The following is a 20,806-nucleotide window of genomic DNA, read 5'->3' on the forward strand; positions in this document are numbered from 1 at the left end:
CTTGTTTAAGACAATCTCCAATTTTATGCGCGTGAAAGATATACGGAATAAGATTATATTCACACTTTTAATGTTAGTCGTCTTTCGTATAGGTGCTTTCATCCCTGTGCCTAATGTGAACGCCGAAGTTCTCCAGGCACAGGATCAAATGAGTGTTTTCGGGATCCTCAATACATTTGGGGGCGGGGCACTTTTCCAATTCTCCATTCTTGCAATGGGGATTATGCCGTATATCACTGCTTCGATCATCATCCAGCTCTTGCAGATGGATGTTGTTCCGAAGTTTACTGAGTGGTCAAAGCAAGGAGAGGTTGGCCGCCGAAAATTAGCACAATTCACAAGGTATTTTACAATTGTTCTAGGATTTATCCAGGCGTTAGGAATGTCATATGGATTCAACAATATGGCAGGAGGCATGCTGATTGAAAACCCTGGTGTGTCAACGTATCTCTTAATTGCGGTCGTACTCACTGCGGGAACAGCATTTTTAATGTGGCTGGGTGAGCAGATTACTGCTCACGGTGTTGGTAACGGTATATCGATTATTATCTTTTCCGGTATCATCGCAGGTATCCCTCAAACATTAAAACAAGTGTACGCTCAGCAGTTTGTAGGTGGAGATGGACAGCTGTTCATGCAAATCCTTAAAATTGCCCTTATTGTGATTGCCATTCTTATCATTGTTATAGGTGTTATTTACATTCAAATGGCAGTGAGAAAGATTGCAATTCAATATTCAAAAGGAACTGGCCGTGCACAAATGTCTGCTAGTCAAGCAACGCATCTTCCATTGAAAGTGAATCCAGCAGGGGTGATTCCAGTCATCTTTGCCGTTTCGTTCATTATTACTCCGCAGACGGTCGCATCGTTCTTCGGAACTAATAATGTCACAACTTGGATAACCAACAACTTTGACTATACTAAGCCAATCGGTATGACGATTTATGTAGCACTGATTGTTGCTTTCACATATTTTTATGCCTTTGTCCAAGTAAATCCTGAACAAATGGCTGAAAATCTGCAAAAGCAGGGTGGCTATATCCCGGGAGTTCGTCCAGGGAAAATGACTCAAGATAGAATTACGAGTATTTTGTACCGACTCACGTTTGTGGGCGCCATTTTCTTAGCCGTGATTTCAATACTTCCTATCTTTTTCATTCAATTCGCTGGATTACCTTCCGCTGCACAAATTGGCGGCACAAGTCTTCTCATTGTTGTCGGTGTTGCACTTGAAACAATGAAACAGCTTGAAAGCCAATTAGTGAAACGAAACTACCGTGGATTTATGAAATAAAACAGAGGGCTGGGCTCCTGCCCAACCTCTCTAAGTAAGGAAGGGGAAATCCGAAATGAACTTAGTCTTAATGGGGCTTCCGGGTGCTGGTAAAGGCACTCAGGCAGAACGAATTGTTGATGATTATGGGATCCCTCATATCTCAACAGGAGATATGTTCCGCGCTGCTATGAAAGAGGAGACACAACTTGGGCTCGAAGCAAAATCCTTTATCGATAAAGGAGAGCTTGTTCCTGATGAGGTCACAATCGGTATTGTTAGAGAAAGACTTGGCAAGAATGATTGTGAGCAAGGTTTTCTTCTGGACGGATTTCCGCGAACAGTCGCTCAGGCTGAAGCTTTAGAAGAAATTCTAAAGGACCTTGGCAGAACGATTGATTATGTCATTAATATAAAAGTCGATAAAGATGCTTTGATGGAGCGTCTGACTGGCCGAAGAATTTGCAAAAATTGCGGAGCAACATATCATTTAGTATTCAATCCGCCTGCGAAAGAAAATGTTTGCGACAAGTGTGGAGGCGAGCTTTATCAACGTGCAGATGATAATGCAGAAACCGTTTCGACTAGACTTGAAGTAAACTTAAAGCAGACTGAACCTTTACTGAACTTCTATTCAGAAAAAGGATATCTTGTAAACATTGATGGTGCGAAGCACATTAACGATGTATACGCAGATATCAAGGAACTGCTTGGGGGATTAAATAAATGATTATCTGTAAAACTCCTCGCGAGCTTGAGATTATGAGAGAAGCTGGACGCATTGTCGCACTGACTCATGAAGAGCTGAAGAAACACATAAAACCAGGTATTTCGACAAAAGAATTGGATCAAATTGCCGAACGTTTTATTACAAAGCAGGGTGCAATCCCATCTTTTAAAGGGTATAATGGTTTTCGCGGGAGCATTTGCGTTTCGGTGAATGAAGAACTCGTTCACGGTATTCCTGGTAAACGGGTTTTACGTGATGGAGACATCATTAGTATCGATATCGGCGCAAAGTTAAATGGCTATCATGGTGACTCTGCTTGGACTTATCCAGTTGGGGTAATCAGTGATGAAGACCGCAAACTACTGGAAGTCACAGAGGAATCTCTATATAAAGGCTTACAGGAAGCAAAGCCAGGTGAACGTCTGTCGAACATTTCCCATGCCATACAAACGTATGTTGAAGGTGAGAATTTCTCAGTTGTTAGAGAATATGTTGGACATGGGGTCGGACAGGATCTTCATGAGGACCCTCAAATTCCTCATTATGGTCCGCCCAACAAAGGCCCACGGCTAAAACCTGGAATGGTGTTGGCCATCGAACCGATGGTGAACGCAGGCAGCCGATATGTGAAAACACTGGCTGATAACTGGACGGTTGTAACGGTTGATGGGAAAAAGTGTGCTCACTTTGAGCATACGATTGCGATTACAGATACAGGTTTTGATATACTGACTAAGATTTAGGTCTTCACTGAAGCCTTTCAGGCCCAAATCGGGCAGGTTGTCTGTATAGTCCAAGGAAAGAACAAGATCAGTATACAGTTGTCATCGACAGGTTCGATGGCTGCCATGTACTAATCGCAGACGGAGAAAAAGCGTAAATTTCATTCTCCTAAGAAAAAAATATCAATCATTTAACCTTTTATGATTGCGTATCTCCGGAAGTTCAGAACAGTATATTCAAAACAGGTCGGGTGATAGATGGACAATTGAGTTGATCTCATTTGGACATTTATCAGAGAGCAAGTTACTGATTTGAAGAAGGGAGAACACTTGAATGGCGAAAGACGATGTAATTGAAGTGGAAGGTACTGTAGTTGAAACTTTGCCAAATGCAATGTTCAAAGTTGAACTAGAGAATGGTCATACAGTTTTGGCTCATGTATCAGGAAAAATCCGTATGCACTTCATTCGCATTTTACCTGGAGACAAAGTTACGGTAGAATTATCTCCATATGACTTAACTCGTGGTAGAATTACGTACCGTTACAAATAAAGCAACTCCGGAAGAAGGAGGTTGGAAACACATGAAAGTGAGACCATCTGTTAAACCTATCTGTGAAAAATGTAAAGTGATTCGCAGAAAAGGAAAAGTAATGGTGATCTGTGAAAACCCAAAACATAAACAAAAACAAGGCTAATAACAAGGAGGTGCCCAAATCATGGCTCGTATTGCTGGTGTAGATATTCCACGTGATAAGCGTGTTGTCATTTCTTTAACATATGTTTTTGGAATTGGTCGTACGACTGCTCAACAAGTCCTTAAAGAAGCAGGTGTTTCTGAAGACACTCGCGTTCGCGATCTAACTGAAGACGAACTTGGTAAAATCCGTGATATCATTGACAAACTTAAAGTAGAAGGTGACCTTCGTCGTGAAGTTTCACTTAACATTAAGCGTCTAATTGAAATCGGAAGCTACCGCGGAATCCGTCATCGCAGAGGACTTCCTGTTCGTGGACAAAACACAAAAAACAACGCGCGCACTCGTAAAGGTCCGCGTCGTACTGTAGCTAACAAGAAAAAATAAGTAAAGGAGGTAGTTAAAGAATGGCTGCTGCTCGTAAATCAAATACGCGTAAACGTCGCGTGAAAAAGAATATTGAAGCTGGAATCGCTCATATCCGTTCCACTTTCAACAACACGATTGTAACGATTACTGATGTTCATGGAAACGCAATTTCTTGGTCAAGTGCTGGTGCATTAGGATTCAGAGGTTCTCGTAAATCTACTCCTTTCGCTGCACAAATGGCTGCTGAAACTGCTGCTAAAGGTTCTATCGAACATGGTCTTAAAACACTTGAAGTAACTGTTAAAGGTCCTGGTTCTGGTCGTGAAGCTGCAATTCGTGCGCTTCAAGCTGCAGGTCTTGAAGTTACTGCAATCAGAGACGTAACTCCAGTTCCTCATAACGGATGCCGTCCACCAAAACGTCGCCGCGTGTAATTTGTTTGTATAGATTTTGTGTCCCTGTCAATAATGGGTTATGATACAGTTATTTATGAGACGAATACACGACTCGTTGCCTGAGCACATACGGGACTAAACAATGAGGAATTTCGGATGGAATCTCATATGATTCTATTCGAGGTTTCGACGTTTTGAAGGAGGGTTTTATTAGATGATCGAAATTGAAAAACCAAAAATCGAAACGGTTGAAATCAGCGACGATGCCAAGTATGGCAAGTTTGTCGTAGAGCCACTTGAGCGTGGATATGGTACCACTTTAGGGAACTCCCTTCGTCGTATCCTTTTATCCTCACTTCCTGGTGCAGCTGTAACATCGATCCAGATAGATGGTGTCTTACACGAATTCTCAACGATCGAAGGCGTGGTTGAAGATGTTACAACGATTATCTTAAACATTAAAAAGCTTGCACTCAAAATCTACTCTGAAGAAGAGAAGACGCTTGAAATTGATGTACAAGATGAAGGTACTGTAACAGCTGCTGATATTACACACGACAGCGATATTGAAATCTTAAATCCAGATCTTCACATCGCAACTCTTGGCAAGAATGCGAGCTTCCGTGTTCGCTTAACTGCACAAAGAGGTCGCGGGTATAGTCCTGCTGATACAAACAAAAGAGACGATCAGCCAATCGGTGTGATTCCGATCGACTCAATCTATACACCTGTATCTCGTGTGACTTATCAAGTGGAGAACACCCGTGTTGGGCAAATCACAAACTATGATAAACTAACACTAGATGTATGGACTGATGGAAGCACGGGACCGAAAGAAGCGATCGCTCTAGGTTCTAAGATTTTAACTGAACACCTTAATATTTTCGTTGGGTTAACTGACGAAGCTCAGCATGCAGAAATTATGGTTGAGAAAGAAGAAGACCAAAAAGAAAAAGTGCTTGAAATGACAATTGAAGAGCTTGATCTTTCTGTTCGTTCTTACAACTGTTTGAAGCGTGCGGGTATTAACACTGTTCAAGAGCTTGCTAACAAGACAGAAGAGGATATGATGAAAGTTCGTAACCTTGGACGTAAATCTCTTGAAGAAGTGAAAGCGAAACTAGAAGAACTTGGACTGGGTCTTCGTAAAGACGATTGACTAGTTTCATTGTGAACTAGGATTTTCGTGTGTTTTTTATTCATACAGCATCTCTAATTAAGGAGGGGACATCACATGGCATACAGAAAGCTAGGACGCACTAGTGCACAACGTAAAGCAATGCTTCGTGACCTAACGACTGATTTGATCATCAACGAACGCATCGAAACAACTGAAACACGTGCGAAAGAACTTCGCTCTGTAGTTGAAAAAATGATCACTCTTGGCAAACGCGGAGATCTTCATGCTCGCCGTCAAGCTGCAGCTTACATTCGTAACGAAGTAGCTAACGCTGAAACAAACCAAGATGCACTTCAAAAATTGTTCGCTGACGTTGCAACTCGCTACGAAGATCGCCAAGGTGGATACACTCGTATCATGAAGCTTGGACCTCGTCGCGGCGATGGCGCACCAATGGCTGTCATTGAATTAGTTTAATCATATAGCGTGTATCTAAGAAAGGGCGGGACAGTTCATAACTGGATCTATGCCCTTTTTTAGATACTACGGCTTTTTAGCAATAAGCAAAGAAGAGGTTGAGCTGAGAGGAGGTCCGGTAGAGATGGGGAAGACATTAATTGACGTAAAGGACATTGTATTTCGTTATCACAAAGATGCGGACAAGCCCGCTTTAGATCAAGTGTCATTGCATGTGAATCAAAATGAATGGCTCGCCATTGTTGGTCATAACGGTTCAGGTAAATCCACACTTGCCCGTGTGCTGAATGGGCTCATTTTACCGGATGCTGGAACGGTCAAAGTTGGTGAGATTGAGCTAAAAGAAGAGAGTGTTTGGGATATTCGCAAAAAGGTCGGAATGGTCTTTCAAAACCCAGATAACCAATTCGTTGGCTCGACGGTTCGTGATGATGTGGCTTTTGGTTTAGAAAATAATGGGGTTGAGCGGGAATTGATGATAGAACGTGTAGATTGGGCTGTCAAACAGGTCAATATGCTGGAGTTTCTTGATCAAGAGCCGCACCATCTATCAGGCGGGCAAAAGCAGAGAGTCGCCATTGCAGGTGTGCTTGCCGCAAGCCCTGACATCATGATCTTGGATGAAGCAACATCAATGCTTGATCCGATTGGCCGGGAAGAAGTGTTAGAGACTGTTAGACTGCTGAAGGAACAAGGAACGGTCACAGTCATTTCCATCACACATGATTTAGACGAGGCTGCGAAGGCAGATCGCGTCATTGTGCTGAATGGTGGGAAGAAATTTGCCGAGGGAACACCAGAAGAAGTATTTGAACTAGATGAACAGCTGGTTCAAATTGGACTTGATCTTCCATTTTCCTACCGGTTAAGCAAGCAATTGAAGCAGCAAGGTGTGCCGCTTGCAAATGCCCATTTGACACAAGAAGGATTGGTGAAAGAGCTATGGACATTACGATCAAAGAATTAGAGCATCGTTATCAAATGAAAACGCCGTTTGAGCGTCTCGCTTTGTATGATGTCAATGCTACCATCAAAGAAGGCAGCTATGTCGCTGTCATTGGTCATACGGGCTCTGGCAAATCCACATTGCTGCAGCACTTAAATGGATTACTCAAACCGACAAAAGGAAGCATTGCACTTGGAGATACAGTCTTACAAGCCAACAAAAAGCAGAAGGATTTGAAATCCCTCCGGAAAAAAGTAGGCATCGTGTTCCAGTTTCCTGAGCATCAGCTCTTTGAGGAGACCATCCTTAAGGATATCTGCTTTGGTCCAATGAATTTCGGCGTTCCTCAGGAGAAGGCAGAAGCGAAGGCGAAGGAGATGCTGAAGCTTGTAGGCCTTTCTGAATCCTTATTATCTCGATCACCCTTTGAATTAAGCGGCGGTCAAATGAGACGTGTGGCGATTGCGGGTGTTCTAGCGATGGAGCCAGAAGTGCTTGTACTTGATGAGCCGACTGCAGGGTTAGATCCACGCGGGCGCAAAGAAATCATGGACATGTTTTATGAGCTTCATCAGAAAGCAAACCTCACCACGATTTTGGTTACACACAGTATGGAGGATGCAGCCCATTATGCGGATCAAATGATTGTGATGCATAAAGGAACAGTGAAGGCGACAGGTACGCCGAGAGAATTGTTTGCCAATCGTACAGACATGTCTTCTTTTGGTCTCGATCTCCCAGAAACGATTAAATTCCAGCAGGCTGTAGAAGAAAAGCTGGGCATCACGTTTCCAAGGCCGCTTCTGACCATGGATGAAATGACAGAAGCCTTAACAGCTTTTTATCAGGAGGACACGACATCATGATGGATAGTATGATTATCGGCAAATATGTGCCAGGTTCATCCTTTGTCCATCGTCTTGATCCAAGGACAAAGCTGTTATCAATTTTCTTTTTCGTTTTTATTGTCTTTTTTGCTAATAACTACATCACTTACGGGCTTTTAGGTGTTTTTACGATCCTTGTGGTGATGGTTTCACAGGTGCCGCTTTACTTTATTCTCAAGGGAATGAAGCCGATCCTATGGATTGTCCTGTTTACCTTTATTCTGCATATTTTCATGACAAAGGATGGCGCCTTGCTATTTCACTTTGGTTTTCTGAATATTTATGAAGAGGGTTTAAAGCAGGGGATCTTCATTTCACTGCGTTTTGTGTATCTTATTATGATGACGACACTTCTTACGTTAACCACAACGCCAATAGAAGTGACGGACGGTATGGAGAAGCTGCTGCATCCGTTCCGTAAAATCAAACTGCCTGTTCATGAACTTGCCCTCATGATGTCCATCTCTCTTCGATTTATTCCGACTTTACTAGAAGAGACAGACAAAATCATGAAAGCACAAATGGCAAGAGGTGTTGATTTTACAAGCGGACCTCTAAAGGATCGTTTGAAAGCGATCGTTCCTTTGCTTGTCCCGCTTTTCGTCAGTGCGTTTAAGCGTGCGGAGGAATTGGCGACCGCTATGGAAGCGAGAGGCTACCGCGGGGGAGAAGGGCGCACGAAATACCGCCAGCTTGTCTGGGGCATGAAAGACACGTTTACGATGCTTCTATTCATCTTGTTAACGGCACTTCTTGTACTTTTGAGAAATTAGGTGATTCCTAGATGAAGGTAAAATGTACCGTATCATACGATGGAACACATTTTAAAGGCTATCAGGTGCAGCCTGGGCAGCGAACTGTTCAGACGGAGATTGAGTCAGCTCTTGCAAGAATGCATAAACAGGAGGAATTGATTCCGATTGTGGCTTCCGGTCGTACAGACAGCGGTGTCCATGCCATGGGGCAGGTCATCCACTTCGACACCCCGCTCTCGATCCCGATGGAGAGATGGCCTTTTGCCCTCAACAGCTTGCTGCCTGATGATATCCGTGTTCTAAAGGCTGAGAAAGTGGATGAGTCGTTTCATGCAAGATTTAGTGTCGTTTCGAAGGAGTACCGTTATAAGGTCTCAACGGAAACGCATCAAAATGTGTTCACGAGACAATACGCGTGTCACTATCCTTACCAGCTGGATGTTGAAAAAATGAAAGAAGCTGCTGGACACTTGATTGGCACACATGACTTCACAAGCTTTTGTGCGGCCAATACGGAGGTTCAGGACAAGGTGAGGGATATTTACACCCTCGAGTGGGAAAACGTCTCAGACGGGCTTGAAATGCGTGTGAGAGGAAATGGCTTTTTATACAACATGGTGCGAATTATCGCTGGAACGTTACTTGAAATCGGATCTGGTAAATTTCACCCTGAGGAGATCAAAGCCATGCTTGCCGCCCGAAATCGCGAAGCGGCAGGCAAGACTGCCCCTAGTCACGGACTGTATTTATGGGAAGTTTTCTATGACAACTAAACCAGGTGTAACATGTTCTTGACACAGGAAGCAGAAAGTTATAAGATATCATATGGTATGTATTTCAACCCCACAAATAAGCCCCGGAAACTTATTGTGTTTTGAAATAGAACGTAGCATTTGATTCAAGGAAAAATCATTGATTTATTTAGGAGGGAAACTCATGCGTACAACACCAATGGCGAACGCAAGCACAATTGAGCGCAAATGGCTAGTTGTTGATGCGGCAGGCAAGACTCTAGGTCGTCTTTCTACTGAAGTAGCATCACTTTTGCGCGGTAAGCACAAACCAACTTATACACCACACGTTGATACAGGTGATCACGTCATCATCATCAACGCTGAGAAAATCGAATTAACAGGTAAGAAATTGACGGACAAAATTTACTACCGTCACACGATGCACCCAGGTGGTTTGAAACAAAGAACTGCTCTTGAGATGCGTACAAACTACCCTGAAAAAATGTTGGAGCTTGCTATCAAAGGTATGCTTCCAAAGGGTCCACTAGGTCGTCAAATGTTCAAAAAATTAAATGTGTACCGTGGTGCAGAGCATCCACATCAAGCACAACAACCTGAAGTTTACGAACTTCGCGGTTAATTATAAGGGAGGTTAACAATTTGGCACAGGTTCAATATTACGGTACAGGTCGTCGTAAAAGTTCTGTAGCGCGCGTTCGCTTAGTTCCAGGTGAAGGCCGTATCGTCGTTAATAATCGTGAAATTACTGAATACATTCCATTCGCTGCTTTAATCGAAGACGTGAAACAGCCTTTGAACATCACAGAAACAGCTAACAGCTACGATGTTCTTGTAAATGTTCACGGTGGTGGATTCTCTGGTCAAGCTGGAGCAATTCGTCACGGTATCTCTCGTGCTCTTCTAGAAGTAGATCCTGAGTACCGTACACCACTTAAACGTGCTGGACTTCTTACTCGTGACCCTCGTATGAAAGAGCGTAAGAAATACGGTCTTAAAGGCGCACGTAGAGCTCCTCAGTTCTCGAAACGTTAATCAATTTTATATTGTATGGACGTTTTACAAAGGTTTGTTACAGACAAACCATATAACAAAAGCATCAGCATCTTGCTGGTGCTTTTTGATTTGTGATTTTTTATGTGATTGATATTTTTTGTCTCATCCACTTAGATACATATACAATATTTATATTAGGTCATGGAAAGTTTTCTGTTCAAAACTTTAAATTGTAATCGCTCTCTCCTTTTGGTGATAAGCATTCTAGAAATTTTTAGCCCTATCTATTTTCTTTAATTTTCAATCACGAAAAACGATTTTTATGGAGGATGTCATATGAATCTAACAACAGAAAGGTGTCTCATTCGTAGATTTACTTATGATGATTGGCAGGATGTTTATGCATATACATCTGATGCAACTGTTATGAAGTATATTCCGGAAGGCGTATTCTCTAAGGAAGATGCAAAGAAATTTGTCAAAAATAATAGTCATGAAAATGCTAAGAATTTCGCTGTCCTATTAAAAGAAGATCATACATGCATCGGACATATGGTGTTCCATCCATACTTTGGTGATCACACATATGAAATTGGGTGGGTCTTCAATCCTAAATACCAAAACAAAGGCTATGCATCTGAAGCGGCTTATTCCGTATTAAATCATGGATTTAAAATAATGAATTTACATAGGATCATCGCCACTTGTCAGCCTGAAAATATCCCTTCGTGGAGAGTGATGGAAAAATTGGGGATGAGAAGAGAGGGTTATTTTAAAAAGTGTATACCCCAAGGAAATGAGTGGTGGGATGAATTTTACTATGCCATCTTACAAGAGGAATGGCACGCAAAGAAGGATTGATAAGTTTTCATCATATGAAGTGATTCATCATCCTAAATATTCTCTGGCTTTTTAAATTGATATAATCAGGTCAACTAAGCAGAAGAGGGGCGCCGAGCATGAGGATCTTTGATGCACATTTTCATATCATTGACTATGATTTTCCCATTCAAGAAAACCAAGGGTATACACCGCCTAGTTATGTGGTGAATGATTATAGAAGAGAGACGGCTGATTTGGGGATTTTAGGTGGAGCGATTGTTTCGGGGTCATTTCAGGGATTTGACCAAGGCTATTTATTGAAAGCGCTAGGTGAAATGGGGACGGCTTTTTGCGGCGTGACTCAATTGCCGTATACGGTGACCGATGATGAAATTGTTCGATTGGATCAACATGGGGTAAAGGCGCTACGTTTTAACGTGAAGCGAGGCGGTTCGGAGGATATTTCGAAGCTCGATTATTTTGCGAGAAGGGTGTATGAGCTGGCGGGATGGCATAGTGAGATTTACATAGACGCTAAGCATCTCCCTGACATCTCATCTACGCTTGAAAAGCTGCCGGTCGTTTCGATTGATCATTTAGGCTTATCGGAAAAAGGCTTGCCACATTTGCTAAAGCTGGTTGAAAAAGGAGTTCGTGTGAAAGCAACAGGTTTTGGGCGTGTCGATTTAAACGTTGAACATGCATTGACGTCTATCTATCAAACGAACCCTGATGCACTGATGTTTGGTACAGACCTTCCATCCACAAGGGCGAAGCGTCCATTTGAATACGGTGATGTTGAGTTGATTCAACAGCTTTTTGATGAAAAAGCATCTGATCAAATCTTATATAAGAACGCACATCATTGGTATTTTGGTCAATGAGTTCCACTTCATTTCATAGGAGGTGTGTTCATTGGATTTAAGTCAACTGACTTGTAGAGAAGCCACGCGGGAAGATCTTGACAAGATCGTCTTCATGCTTTCAGATGACATGTTAGGTCAAAAAAGAGAGCGTTACACTCGCCCATTATTAGAAAGCTATATGAAAGCCTTTCATTCTATAGATGCAGATCCAAATATTGAACTCATTGTTGCGTGTGATCAGGAAGAAGCAGTTGGTGTTCTCCAGTTAACCATGACGCCATTTCTTACACATCAAGGAGGTTGGAGAGCATCAATAGAAGGAGTTCGTACGGCTTCGACCCATAGAGGGAAAGGAGTCGGCACGCTGCTCATAAAATGGGCCATTCAACGCGCAAGCGACCGCGGCTGTCATATGATTCAACTGACAACAGACAAACAGAGACCAGATGCACGCCGTTTTTACGAAAAGTTGGGGTTTGAAGCTACGCATGATGGGATGAAGCTGCATCTTCTTCGTCAATAAATACACCAAAAAAGCAAAGGGATTCACAAGCCTTTGTTTTTTTGTGCCTTCATTTCAAATATTTGTTATATTTATTGTGTAAATCCTCTGTTATTTGGAAAGGAGAAAAATGTTACTCAAAATCGGTCTAGTTGTCCTAAGTGTGGTCATACTTTACGTGGTCATTCAAATCTTGCTGTATAAAAGAGATATGAAGAAAACGAAGGAAGATCTTTTGACATTTGTCACAAAAAACAAAAAGGACGTATCAGTGACAATTATTGAAAATGATGATGTGGTGTTAGAGTGGAATGCTGATCAAAAAACGCCACTTGCAAGTACAATGAAATTAGTGGTTTTATTTCATTTTGTCAAAGCTGTATCCAGCGGCGACATCAAGCTAGATGAAAAAGTGGCGTTGTCTGATGTAGAGCGGTTTTATATTGATAGAACAGACGGTGGTGCACACACATACTGGCTGGAGGTCAATGATTTTTCTGAGCATGTGACTTTATTAGATGTCGCCAAAGGGATGATGCAAGTCAGTTCGAATGCTTGTACGGATTATTTGATTGACCGGCTGGGCTTAGAGAAGATCAATGATCGGATGAAACAAGCAGGTCTTACAGAACATGATGAACTCATGCCAGTTACCCCAAAGCTTTTGTGGTCATCCTATGTATCTGATCATCGGCGGGATGCATTAAAGCAAATGAGCGGTGTATCCCAAGAACAATACAAATCTCTGATGATTGAGATTTTTAATATCATGAAAAATGACCCAGAGCAAAAAAAGGCGTTAGAAGAAAAAATGAAGAAAAAGAACTTATTAAGCTGGCGTATTCAATCATTACTGACGCAAAAGATGACAAAGTCTACAACCAATGAATATGCACATTTTATGAAACGTCTGCATGATGAGCTGTTAACAAAAGAAGAAAAGAGTCTTTTTAGTCAAATTGTGCTGGGAGAAACATTGAAGACGGAAAAAGATCAATATCTTTGGTATAAAGGCGGTTCAACATTGTTTGTTTTCACAGCTGCTTTATATCGAAAAACGGATACATCATCGATATCCATTTCTCTTTTTATCAATGATCCGAAAGCGAATCATTCTCACTGGATTGGGGGAGTATTCAATGAATTTATGCTTACTGCAGCAGTGGATCAAAGTTTTCGACAACGATTGATTCAAGCTTTCACTACATAATCATCAAAAAAACAGAGGGAGATTCCCCTCTGTTTTATTATTTCTGCATTGGAAACGTGTTGTATACATCTTGGCGTTTTTCTTTCGACTTCACAACTCCATCTACAAGCTCCTTCTGCCAAAGTGCTGTATCGTCTTTGTACGATTTAAAAGAGTGAGGAAGCTTTTTTTCTAGCTGCTGTCTTTTGAACGTGACGGAAGGCTCGTCACTTGAGTTCATCTTGAGGGTTACCTGCTCTACGTTATCGACAAGAATAAAAAGTGCGATTGCATTGTATAAATACGTTTTTTCAATTGTGTCCTTTTGATCAAACCAGTATGCGTCAAATTGTTTTTCGGTGTAATCGGCATTCTCTTTTACCCCATATGTCACTTTTAATGCTTTTCCATCGACGATTTCAAATTCTCGAATCACGCCTCCAGGAAGGTTTGATAAAATTTCGTGAATTGCTGAGTTGTCACCAAGATACGTGTTTTTGTGCTTGGAGAGCTGTTTTAAGGATATGTCTTCTATTCCTTCGATGTCGCTCTCTTTCTCGGCGGCTTGACTGCTGCATGCGGATAGAATGACTGTCAATAGCAGCAGGATATACATCCATTTCTTCATTTATTTTTGCCCCTTTACCATTCTTTCTATAATCAAAAGCCCATTTTATCACAATTTTCCATTCAGGTTGACCACTGATTTTCCATTTACTGAACTGCATGTTTTGTTCAAAGCAACGAACAATACAAAGAAAAAAGGAGTTCAGTCCATGGCAGAAGTGCTTTCATTTTATCAATTGAAAACAAAACGAGATGTCGCGCTTGAAAAGAAGCTGTTGCGTACATTGTCTCTTCAAAAGGTGACGGCCGCTTCGGAGAAATTCACGAAGAAGCTGTTTCCGTTTGCTGATGATCCAGCCGGTATGATGAGTGACGGCTGTATTGATTTCGCAATTGAAGCTTTTTTAGCCGGTGGAAGATACGGTGAGTTAAGTAAGTACGGTGAATCGTTCGATAATATTAAGAAGCGGTCATCCCAGGAGGATGATGAGCTGATTGAGGAGTTGACTGGTTGTTTGCAATCGTGGGGAAATATGTTCCGAATGGAGCGAAAGACGTCATGTCTGTATCCATTTGCCAAAGAGTTTTTAAACATGTGGTGGCAGGAAGGCTTTCGAGAATCAGAAAAAAGACACAAGCTTCGGCTGCACTAAGCATATTTCCAGCCCTTGTCCCATATCTATAAAATAATGGTGTATGGGAGGGACAGGGATGAAAAGAAAGCTGAAGTGGACAGGGTTTTTAATTGGGTTTATTGTCCTCTTATTCTTATTCAGATTTCAATTTCTAAATGATGATTCATGGAAATCGTGGAATTTGCCTCTAAGTGGGAAGATCATCTATTTAGATCCGGGTCACGGCGGTCCAGATGGCGGGGCTGTAGGTGGAGAGCTGCTTGAAAAAGAGATTGCACTGGATGTGTCCATGAAGATACGTGACTATTTGCAGGAGCAGGGAGCGCTTGTTCTCATGACCCGGGAGGATGATTCTGATCTATCATCAAAGAATACAAAGGGATATGCCCGTAAGAAAGCGGAGGATTTGAGAAACCGTGTGAAAGCCATCAATGAGTCTGAAGCGGATCTCTATTTAAGCATTCATTTAAATGCGATTCCATCGAACAAATGGAGCGGGGCGCAAACGTTTTTTTACGGAAAGTATGAAGAGAATGAAAAGGCAGCGAAGTTCATTCAAGATGAATTGCGCAACAACCTCGAAAACACAGATCGAAAAGCGAAGCGGATTAACGGCATTTATTTAATGCAAAATGTCACGAAGCCAGGAGCCCTTGTAGAAGTCGGTTTCCTCTCTAATCCGAAGGAGGCTAGTCAGCTGGCAACACCTAAGTATCAGGATCAAATTGCTGCCTCCATTTATAAAGGAATTCTGAGATATTTAACAGAGCAAAAAGAGCCGCCTGAATAAGGGGCTTTTTCCTTTTGATCGCAGGCAAACAGGACAGACATTGTAAGGATATGTATGATATACTTGGATTGTAAACGAATTCAATAAAGGGTGAGGTTCTGCTATGATCGGACAAGATGATGTGAGAAAACTAGTTGGGAAGATGGACGAACCTTTCCTTCATATACCGCTTGGTGAGCTGGATGCCATCAAGGAAATCAGCCTAAAGCCTGAAAAAGAGCATGTAAGCTTAAAAGTGGCCATTGCTAAAACAGGCACTGCTGAGCAGATGAAGCTGCAGCAAGAAATCGTACAAGCCTTAAAAGCGGCAGGCGCTAATACAGTAGGACTTCGTTTTGAAGAACTGCCTCAGGAAACGCTTGAAAAGTTTATGCCATCACAAGATGAGGAAGAAAACCTGCTCAACTCTAAAAATCCGCCTGTATTCTTAGCGATTGCGAGTGGAAAGGGTGGCGTTGGGAAATCAACGGTTTCCGTCAACCTTGCTGTAGCACTGGCTCGTCTAGGGAAAAAAGTCGGACTGATTGATGCTGATATTTACGGCTTTAGTGTACCGGATATGATGGGGATTACCGTCAGACCAACGGTTAAAGGGGAAAAAATTATACCTGTGGAACGCTTTGGCGTCAAAGTGATTTCAATGGGCTTTTTTGTTGAAGAAAATGCACCGGTCATTTGGAGAGGGCCGATGCTTGGTAAAATGTTAAATAACTTCTTCCACGAAGTCGAGTGGGGAGAATTAGATTACTTATTATTAGATCTTCCACCTGGAACGGGAGATGTGGCGCTGGATATTCATACAATGCTTCCAAGCTGTAAGGAGATCATTGTGACAACACCCCATCCAACGGCTGCTTTCGTTGCTGCTAGAGCAGGTGCAATGGCACTGCAAACAGATCACGAGGTGCTTGGGGTCGTTGAGAATATGAGCTATTACCAAAGCAAAAAAACTGGTGAAAAAGAATATGTCTTTGGAAAAGGCGGCGGGGACAAGCTGGCTGAAGAGCTGCGTGTGTCGGTCCTTGGCCAAATTCCTTTAAGACAGCCTGATTGGAATGAAAATGATTTTGCGCCGTCTGTCTATGAGGCGAGTCATCCGACAGGAGAAGTGTATCAACACATTGCCAATCGAGTGATTGAACAATTAGCAGTAAAAGCATAATGAAAGCCCGAGTGGATCTTATGCCACTCGGGTGATGATTTTTAACTGCCGCTTCCTTGGTCTTGTGAACCGGAATCACTGCTGCTTTCAGCTGCTGCCTTTTTCAGCTCATCTTCGAATTTCTTCTTATAAAGAGGGCTGCTTAATGTTTCTGTAATGACTTTTTCTAAGTGCTTTCTGAACTCTTTGCTTTTGACCAGTTCACCGTATTTCTTTTCCATCTCAGGATCCTTGAGAATATCCATCATCAGCTGTTGATAGTCAGGGTCCTTCATTAACTGTTTTAACATCTTTTCATGCTGTTGCTGCATGGATTTTGCGAAAGTCTCGGCAAATTTAGAATCCTCAAAGACCTTCTTCCAGAACTCTTTGCCTTTATCAGAAGTCAGTGTTTTCTCTATCGTTTTTTTCACAGTTTGTTCATCCATTACCAAAGCTTCATTCATTGCCTCGTCATTTAATAACTGTTGAATGGCCTTTTTACCGTCATCTGTCTTCAAAATATCGACGACCATTTTCTTTGTTTCGTCATAGTCCATATTAGATGAGGATTGGGTTTTGGGAGCACAAGCTGTTAGAGATAAAAGAAGAAAACAGCTCATTATACGCAAGATGCCTTTTGACATACTGTGGCTCCTTTCGTTACATGTCTTACTTTTAATATGAATGTTTCACGTGAATTTATACATAACAAAAATAGGGGTTGGATCAATTCAATGAAAAGTCGGGATTTAGTTCGTTTTTTCTTCTCAGTGCTAGCTGTTGGAGCGGTCATGACAAGCGTGGTAGGCTTTGCGCTGGAGTGGGGGAAGTATCAGAAGCTGTTTGTATCGTTTGAAATTCTAGAGATCGCATCTGTGTTGTTTTGGTTCATTGGTGTGGGGATGATCTTTAGTGTGATTAGTCAGATGGGATTCGTCGTCTTCTTAACTGTGCACCGGTTTGCACTTGAGATTTTCCGGTCACATTCTTTATGGAATACCATTCAGCTGTTTCTTGTGATTTTTGTACTGTTTGATTTAGCCTATTTGCGATTTCTGTTTTTCGGGGAGAATGAATCATTTCTTCCATATTTATGGCTGCCTGTCTTTATCGGTGTGTTTGCATTGATCGTGGCTTATTATAAACAGAAGCAGTCCTCTAAGAAAACATTTATTTCCGCAATGTTTCTCATGGTCGTCATCACGTCGTTAGAGTGGTTCCCGGCGCTCAGAGTCAATGAAGAGGACTGGCTGTATTTAATGCTTTTCCCGCTATTAAGCTGTAATGCGTTTCAGCTGTTAGCTATGCCACGGTTTTCAAAGGCAAAAGCTACTTAACTTCCGTTGACTTTGTTTTTGTATTAGAGATAAGCTCGCCAACCGTGACATTCTTTAAATTCTTTTCTTTTAAGTGTTTCAAAATAGCTGGTAAGGCTTGAGCGGTTTGGGTCGCTGAATCCGAGGCGTGAAGGAGAATGATGTCTCCGCTTTTCATTCGATCATTTACATTTTGAACAATCTGGTCGACGCCCGGGTTCAGCCAATCCTGTGAGTTGATGCTGTAATGTACAACGGAATAGCCGTACTGTGTTGCAATTTTCAATACTGTTTCATTAAATTGTCCAGTTGGCGGTCTTAATAGTTGAATATCATCTAGTCCAAGCTTTTGAAAGGTATTTTGTGCCCTGACAAGATCCTGCTTGATTTCGCTTTCTTCAAGCTGGCTATAATTTTTATAAGCATAGCCAAGGCTGCCGATTTGGTGTCCGTCCTCTCTAATACGATTCACGATATCAGGATGACGTTCAGCCCAAGAAGCAGACAGAAAGAAAGTGGCGTTCTTTATACCGTACTCTCGAAGGACATTCAAAATAGGAACGGCCTTCTCATCTCCCCAGCCAATATTAAAAGTAAGAGAGGTATGTTTTGATGAAGTCTCTCCTTTATAAATCGCTCGGGGTCCATGTTCTGTTTTAAATACCGACAGCGGCGGTGCCTTTTGTACATAAAAAAAGGTTGCAGCTGCAAGGGCTGCTACAAGAATAATGACAACTTGCTTCAGCCGTTTAATAGGCAACACATATAATCGACTCAATTCAAACACTCCTGCCTTGTCCAAGATTGTTACTTGATTGTATGCAGGACAAGGGTTTGACATGCACAATAAAACTATTTCAAAAAAAGTTTTGAAAAGGCGTTGACCAATAGAATATTTTCGTGATATATTATTAATCGTCGCTGACACACAGTGACAAACACAAAACGCTTCGGGAAATAAACTTGAAAAAAGTTGTTGACATAAGATGAAGCGAAATGTTATATTATTAAAGCCGCTAAGAACGGCAAAGATGATCTTTGAAAACTAAACAAGACAAAACGTACCTGTTAATTCGAGTTTTTATAAAAAAATCCTATGATACATCATAGGTAGTCAGTCAAACTGACGAAAAACGAAACTTCGGTTTTGTTCTTTTTCGGAGAGTTTGATCCTGGCTCAGGACGAACGCTGGCGGCGTGCCTAATACATGCAAGTCGAGCGGACAGAAGGGAGCTTGCTCCCGGATGTTAGCGGCGGACGGGTGAGTAACACGTGGGTAACCTGCCTGTAAGACTGGGATAACTCCGGGAAACCGGAGCTAATACCGGATAGTTCCTTGAACCGCATGGTTCAAGGATGAAAGACGGTTTCGGCTGTCACTTACAGATGGACCCGCGGCGCATTAGCTAGTTGGTGGGGTAATGGCTCACCAAGGCAACGATGCGTAGCCGACCTGAGAGGGTGATCGGCCACACTGGGACTGAGACACGGCCCAGACTCCTACGGGAGGCAGCAGTAGGGAATCTTCCGCAATGGACGAAAGTCTGACGGAGCAACGCCGCGTGAGTGATGAAGGTTTTCGGATCGTAAAGCTCTGTTGTTAGGGAAGAACAAGTGCGAGAGTAACTGCTCGCACCTTGACGGTACCTAACCAGAAAGCCACGGCTAACTACGTGCCAGCAGCCGCGGTAATACGTAGGTGGCAAGCGTTGTCCGGAATTATTGGGCGTAAAGGGCTCGCAGGCGGTTTCTTAAGTCTGATGTGAAAGCCCCCGGCTCAACCGGGGAGGGTCATTGGAAACTGGGAAACTTGAGTGCAGAAGAGGAGAGTGGAATTCCACGTGTAGCGGTGAAATGCGTAGAGATGTGGAGGAACACCAGTGGCGAAGGCGACTCTCTGGTCTGTAACTGACGCTGAGGAGCGAAAGCGTGGGGAGCGAACAGGATTAGATACCCTGGTAGTCCACGCCGTAAACGATGAGTGCTAAGTGTTAGGGGGTTTCCGCCCCTTAGTGCTGCAGCTAACGCATTAAGCACTCCGCCTGGGGAGTACGGTCGCAAGACTGAAACTCAAAGGAATTGACGGGGGCCCGCACAAGCGGTGGAGCATGTGGTTTAATTCGAAGCAACGCGAAGAACCTTACCAGGTCTTGACATCCTCTGACAACCCTAGAGATAGGGCTTTCCCTTCGGGGACAGAGTGACAGGTGGTGCATGGTTGTCGTCAGCTCGTGTCGTGAGATGTTGGGTTAAGTCCCGCAACGAGCGCAACCCTTGATCTTAGTTGCCAGCATTTAGTTGGGCACTCTAAGGTGACTGCCGGTGACAAACCGGAGGAAGGTGGGGATGACGTCAAATCATCATGCCCCTTATGACCTGGGCTACACACGTGCTACAATGGACAGAACAAAGGGCTGCGAGACCGCAAGGTTTAGCGAATCCCATAAATCTGTTCTCAGTTCGGATCGCAGTCTGCAACTCGACTGCGTGAAGCTGGAATCGCTAGTAATCGCGGATCAGCATGCCGCGGTGAATACGTTCCCGGGCCTTGTACACACCGCCCGTCACACCACGAGAGTTTGCAACACCCGAAGTCGGTGAGGTAACCTTTATGGAGCCAGCCGCCGAAGGTGGGGCAGATGATTGGGGTGAAGTCGTAACAAGGTAGCCGTATCGGAAGGTGCGGCTGGATCACCTCCTTTCTAAGGATATATGGAGCAGTGTGCGTTTTGGTCTTGTTTAGTTTTGAAGGATCATTCCTTCAACACATGTCTCTAGCGAGACAGGATTGTTCTTTGAAAACTAGATAACAATAAGTAATACATTCACATTGAATGCAATGCAAAGTTCATCA

26 protein-coding genes and 1 rRNA gene are annotated in these 20,806 nt (G+C 42.8%); 24 read left to right on the forward strand and 3 right to left on the reverse strand.

The annotated features are described in order from the left end of the window. The first annotated feature begins 1 nt into the window (after position 1). From secY to NPA43_RS00930, 19 genes are all read left to right on the forward strand, one after another. On the forward strand, positions 2-1,294 hold the full coding sequence (gene secY / locus NPA43_RS00835; RefSeq protein WP_034323198.1) for a preprotein translocase subunit SecY: 1,293 nt from the start codon (positions 2-4) through the stop codon (positions 1,292-1,294). 55 nt (positions 1,295-1,349) lie between these two features. Further along, positions 1,350-2,003, forward strand: coding sequence for an adenylate kinase (locus NPA43_RS00840; protein WP_099728185.1), 654 nt, complete (start codon positions 1,350-1,352; stop codon positions 2,001-2,003). Beyond that, complete coding sequence (gene map / locus NPA43_RS00845) at positions 2,000-2,746, forward strand: type I methionyl aminopeptidase (RefSeq protein WP_007496338.1); 747 nt, start codon at positions 2,000-2,002, stop codon at positions 2,744-2,746. The genes NPA43_RS00840 and map overlap by 4 nt, the downstream gene beginning before the upstream one ends. Positions 2,747-3,059: 313 nt before the next feature. Then, positions 3,060-3,278, forward strand: coding sequence for a translation initiation factor IF-1 (gene infA, locus NPA43_RS00855; RefSeq protein WP_003178377.1), 219 nt, complete (start codon positions 3,060-3,062; stop codon positions 3,276-3,278). 31 nt (positions 3,279-3,309) lie between these two features. Continuing rightward, on the forward strand, positions 3,310-3,423 hold the full coding sequence (gene rpmJ / locus NPA43_RS00860) for a 50S ribosomal protein L36 (protein ID WP_003156543.1): 114 nt from the start codon (positions 3,310-3,312) through the stop codon (positions 3,421-3,423). A gap of 21 nt (positions 3,424-3,444) precedes the next feature. Further along, the gene (rpsM, locus tag NPA43_RS00865; protein ID WP_003217023.1) at positions 3,445-3,810 is read left to right on the forward strand and encodes a 30S ribosomal protein S13; all 366 of its coding nucleotides are present in this window, start codon (positions 3,445-3,447) and stop codon (positions 3,808-3,810) included. Positions 3,811-3,830: 20 nt separating this feature from the next. Then, positions 3,831-4,226, forward strand: coding sequence for a 30S ribosomal protein S11 (rpsK, locus tag NPA43_RS00870; RefSeq protein WP_008356548.1), 396 nt, complete (start codon positions 3,831-3,833; stop codon positions 4,224-4,226). A 175-nt stretch (positions 4,227-4,401) separates the two neighbouring features. After that, entirely contained in the window at positions 4,402-5,346 is a 945-nt protein-coding gene (locus tag NPA43_RS00875) for a DNA-directed RNA polymerase subunit alpha (RefSeq protein ID WP_034323191.1), read from the forward strand. A 75-nt stretch (positions 5,347-5,421) separates the two neighbouring features. Further along, positions 5,422-5,784 carry a 50S ribosomal protein L17 gene (gene rplQ / locus NPA43_RS00880; RefSeq protein ID WP_003216944.1) on the forward strand — a complete coding sequence of 121 codons (363 nt, stop codon included), beginning with the start codon at positions 5,422-5,424 and terminating at the stop codon, positions 5,782-5,784. Positions 5,785-5,908: 124 nt separating this feature from the next. Next, complete coding sequence (locus NPA43_RS00885) at positions 5,909-6,751, forward strand: energy-coupling factor ABC transporter ATP-binding protein (protein WP_256499217.1); 843 nt, start codon at positions 5,909-5,911, stop codon at positions 6,749-6,751. After that, complete coding sequence (locus NPA43_RS00890) at positions 6,727-7,596, forward strand: energy-coupling factor ABC transporter ATP-binding protein (protein ID WP_256499218.1); 870 nt, start codon at positions 6,727-6,729, stop codon at positions 7,594-7,596. The genes NPA43_RS00885 and NPA43_RS00890 overlap by 25 nt, the downstream gene beginning before the upstream one ends. Next, the gene (locus NPA43_RS00895) at positions 7,593-8,390 is read left to right on the forward strand and encodes an energy-coupling factor transporter transmembrane component T family protein (protein WP_099728183.1); all 798 of its coding nucleotides are present in this window, start codon (positions 7,593-7,595) and stop codon (positions 8,388-8,390) included. The genes NPA43_RS00890 and NPA43_RS00895 overlap by 4 nt, the downstream gene beginning before the upstream one ends. A gap of 11 nt (positions 8,391-8,401) precedes the next feature. Continuing rightward, positions 8,402-9,145: a tRNA pseudouridine(38-40) synthase TruA gene (gene truA / locus NPA43_RS00900; RefSeq protein WP_256499219.1), complete on the forward strand. Its 744-nt coding sequence runs from the start codon at positions 8,402-8,404 to the stop codon at positions 9,143-9,145. A gap of 163 nt (positions 9,146-9,308) precedes the next feature. Beyond that, positions 9,309-9,746, forward strand: coding sequence for a 50S ribosomal protein L13 (gene rplM / locus NPA43_RS00905; protein ID WP_099728181.1), 438 nt, complete (start codon positions 9,309-9,311; stop codon positions 9,744-9,746). A gap of 20 nt (positions 9,747-9,766) precedes the next feature. Then, the gene (rpsI, locus tag NPA43_RS00910; RefSeq protein ID WP_034283876.1) at positions 9,767-10,159 is read left to right on the forward strand and encodes a 30S ribosomal protein S9; all 393 of its coding nucleotides are present in this window, start codon (positions 9,767-9,769) and stop codon (positions 10,157-10,159) included. A gap of 297 nt (positions 10,160-10,456) precedes the next feature. Then, on the forward strand, positions 10,457-10,981 hold the full coding sequence (locus tag NPA43_RS00915) for a GNAT family N-acetyltransferase (RefSeq protein ID WP_256499220.1): 525 nt from the start codon (positions 10,457-10,459) through the stop codon (positions 10,979-10,981). A 98-nt stretch (positions 10,982-11,079) separates the two neighbouring features. Continuing rightward, positions 11,080-11,826, forward strand: coding sequence for an amidohydrolase family protein (locus NPA43_RS00920; protein WP_256499221.1), 747 nt, complete (start codon positions 11,080-11,082; stop codon positions 11,824-11,826). A 31-nt stretch (positions 11,827-11,857) separates the two neighbouring features. Then, a complete protein-coding gene (locus NPA43_RS00925; protein WP_249705083.1) occupies positions 11,858-12,331 on the forward strand; it encodes a GNAT family N-acetyltransferase in 474 nt (157 codons plus the stop codon). A gap of 109 nt (positions 12,332-12,440) precedes the next feature. Beyond that, positions 12,441-13,520 (forward strand): class A beta-lactamase-related serine hydrolase, encoded by a 1,080-nt coding sequence (locus NPA43_RS00930; RefSeq protein ID WP_256499222.1) that lies wholly within the window; start codon positions 12,441-12,443, stop codon positions 13,518-13,520. A gap of 37 nt (positions 13,521-13,557) precedes the next feature. Here the strand turns inward: NPA43_RS00930 and NPA43_RS00935 are convergent, their stop codons facing one another. Continuing rightward, positions 13,558-14,127 (reverse strand): DUF4825 domain-containing protein, encoded by a 570-nt coding sequence (locus NPA43_RS00935; protein WP_099728176.1) that lies wholly within the window; start codon positions 14,125-14,127, stop codon positions 13,558-13,560. A 148-nt stretch (positions 14,128-14,275) separates the two neighbouring features. Here NPA43_RS00935 and NPA43_RS00940 point away from each other — a divergent pair, with 148 nt between their 5' ends. From NPA43_RS00940 to NPA43_RS00950, 3 genes are all read left to right on the forward strand, one after another. Continuing rightward, the gene (locus NPA43_RS00940) at positions 14,276-14,719 is read left to right on the forward strand and encodes a DUF2521 family protein (protein WP_256499223.1); all 444 of its coding nucleotides are present in this window, start codon (positions 14,276-14,278) and stop codon (positions 14,717-14,719) included. Positions 14,720-14,777: 58 nt separating this feature from the next. Beyond that, positions 14,778-15,491, forward strand: coding sequence for an N-acetylmuramoyl-L-alanine amidase CwlD (gene cwlD, locus NPA43_RS00945; RefSeq protein WP_099679383.1), 714 nt, complete (start codon positions 14,778-14,780; stop codon positions 15,489-15,491). 103 nt (positions 15,492-15,594) lie between these two features. Further along, entirely contained in the window at positions 15,595-16,653 is a 1,059-nt protein-coding gene (locus NPA43_RS00950) for an Mrp/NBP35 family ATP-binding protein (RefSeq protein WP_099728174.1), read from the forward strand. A gap of 41 nt (positions 16,654-16,694) precedes the next feature. On the opposite strand, the gene gerD is transcribed toward NPA43_RS00950, so the two are convergent. Beyond that, positions 16,695-17,279 carry a spore germination lipoprotein GerD gene (gene gerD / locus NPA43_RS00955; RefSeq protein ID WP_256499224.1) on the reverse strand — a complete coding sequence of 195 codons (585 nt, stop codon included), beginning with the start codon at positions 17,277-17,279 and terminating at the stop codon, positions 16,695-16,697. A 90-nt stretch (positions 17,280-17,369) separates the two neighbouring features. Between gerD and NPA43_RS00960 the strand changes: the two genes are divergently transcribed. Beyond that, positions 17,370-17,972: a KinB-signaling pathway activation protein gene (locus tag NPA43_RS00960; RefSeq protein ID WP_249705086.1), complete on the forward strand. Its 603-nt coding sequence runs from the start codon at positions 17,370-17,372 to the stop codon at positions 17,970-17,972. Here the strand turns inward: NPA43_RS00960 and pdaB are convergent. Continuing rightward, on the reverse strand, positions 17,965-18,729 hold the full coding sequence (pdaB, locus tag NPA43_RS00965) for a polysaccharide deacetylase family sporulation protein PdaB (protein WP_249705087.1): 765 nt from the start codon (positions 18,727-18,729) through the stop codon (positions 17,965-17,967). The genes NPA43_RS00960 and pdaB overlap by 8 nt on opposite strands. Before the next feature lie 376 nt (positions 18,730-19,105). On the opposite strand from pdaB, the gene NPA43_RS00970 reads away from it, so the two are divergent. Next, positions 19,106-20,654, forward strand: a 16S ribosomal RNA gene (locus NPA43_RS00970). The last annotated feature ends 152 nt before the right edge of the window (positions 20,655-20,806 follow it).

Origin of the sequence: Bacillus pumilus (assembly GCF_024498355.1) — a bacterium.
GTDB classification, from domain to species: domain Bacteria; phylum Bacillota; class Bacilli; order Bacillales; family Bacillaceae; genus Bacillus; species Bacillus pumilus_P.

What these genes read in the sequence shown, in the direction of transcription:
- NPA43_RS00875 (WP_034323191.1), top strand. Translation starts at nt 4,402, where the DNA reads ATGATCGAAATTGAAAAACCAAAAATCGAAACGGTTGAAATCAGCGAC.
- NPA43_RS00890 (WP_256499218.1), top strand. Translation starts at nt 6,727, where the DNA reads ATGGACATTACGATCAAAGAATTAGAGCATCGTTATCAAATGAAAACG.
- infA (WP_003178377.1), top strand. Translation starts at nt 3,060, where the DNA reads ATGGCGAAAGACGATGTAATTGAAGTGGAAGGTACTGTAGTTGAAACT.
- gerD (WP_256499224.1), bottom strand. Translation starts at nt 17,279, where the DNA reads ATGTCAAAAGGCATCTTGCGTATAATGAGCTGTTTTCTTCTTTTATCT.
- map (WP_007496338.1), top strand. Translation starts at nt 2,000, where the DNA reads ATGATTATCTGTAAAACTCCTCGCGAGCTTGAGATTATGAGAGAAGCT.
- NPA43_RS00920 (WP_256499221.1), top strand. Translation starts at nt 11,080, where the DNA reads ATGAGGATCTTTGATGCACATTTTCATATCATTGACTATGATTTTCCC.
- rplM (WP_099728181.1), top strand. Translation starts at nt 9,309, where the DNA reads ATGCGTACAACACCAATGGCGAACGCAAGCACAATTGAGCGCAAATGG.
- NPA43_RS00940 (WP_256499223.1), top strand. Translation starts at nt 14,276, where the DNA reads ATGGCAGAAGTGCTTTCATTTTATCAATTGAAAACAAAACGAGATGTC.
- NPA43_RS00930 (WP_256499222.1), top strand. Translation starts at nt 12,441, where the DNA reads ATGTTACTCAAAATCGGTCTAGTTGTCCTAAGTGTGGTCATACTTTAC.
- NPA43_RS00950 (WP_099728174.1), top strand. Translation starts at nt 15,595, where the DNA reads ATGATCGGACAAGATGATGTGAGAAAACTAGTTGGGAAGATGGACGAA.
- NPA43_RS00915 (WP_256499220.1), top strand. Translation starts at nt 10,457, where the DNA reads ATGAATCTAACAACAGAAAGGTGTCTCATTCGTAGATTTACTTATGAT.
- rpmJ (WP_003156543.1), top strand. Translation starts at nt 3,310, where the DNA reads ATGAAAGTGAGACCATCTGTTAAACCTATCTGTGAAAAATGTAAAGTG.
- rpsK (WP_008356548.1), top strand. Translation starts at nt 3,831, where the DNA reads ATGGCTGCTGCTCGTAAATCAAATACGCGTAAACGTCGCGTGAAAAAG.
- NPA43_RS00895 (WP_099728183.1), top strand. Translation starts at nt 7,593, where the DNA reads ATGATGGATAGTATGATTATCGGCAAATATGTGCCAGGTTCATCCTTT.
- rplQ (WP_003216944.1), top strand. Translation starts at nt 5,422, where the DNA reads ATGGCATACAGAAAGCTAGGACGCACTAGTGCACAACGTAAAGCAATG.
- NPA43_RS00840 (WP_099728185.1), top strand. Translation starts at nt 1,350, where the DNA reads ATGAACTTAGTCTTAATGGGGCTTCCGGGTGCTGGTAAAGGCACTCAG.
- cwlD (WP_099679383.1), top strand. Translation starts at nt 14,778, where the DNA reads ATGAAAAGAAAGCTGAAGTGGACAGGGTTTTTAATTGGGTTTATTGTC.
- NPA43_RS00960 (WP_249705086.1), top strand. Translation starts at nt 17,370, where the DNA reads ATGAAAAGTCGGGATTTAGTTCGTTTTTTCTTCTCAGTGCTAGCTGTT.
- rpsM (WP_003217023.1), top strand. Translation starts at nt 3,445, where the DNA reads ATGGCTCGTATTGCTGGTGTAGATATTCCACGTGATAAGCGTGTTGTC.
- NPA43_RS00885 (WP_256499217.1), top strand. Translation starts at nt 5,909, where the DNA reads ATGGGGAAGACATTAATTGACGTAAAGGACATTGTATTTCGTTATCAC.
- truA (WP_256499219.1), top strand. Translation starts at nt 8,402, where the DNA reads ATGAAGGTAAAATGTACCGTATCATACGATGGAACACATTTTAAAGGC.
- NPA43_RS00935 (WP_099728176.1), bottom strand. Translation starts at nt 14,127, where the DNA reads ATGAAGAAATGGATGTATATCCTGCTGCTATTGACAGTCATTCTATCC.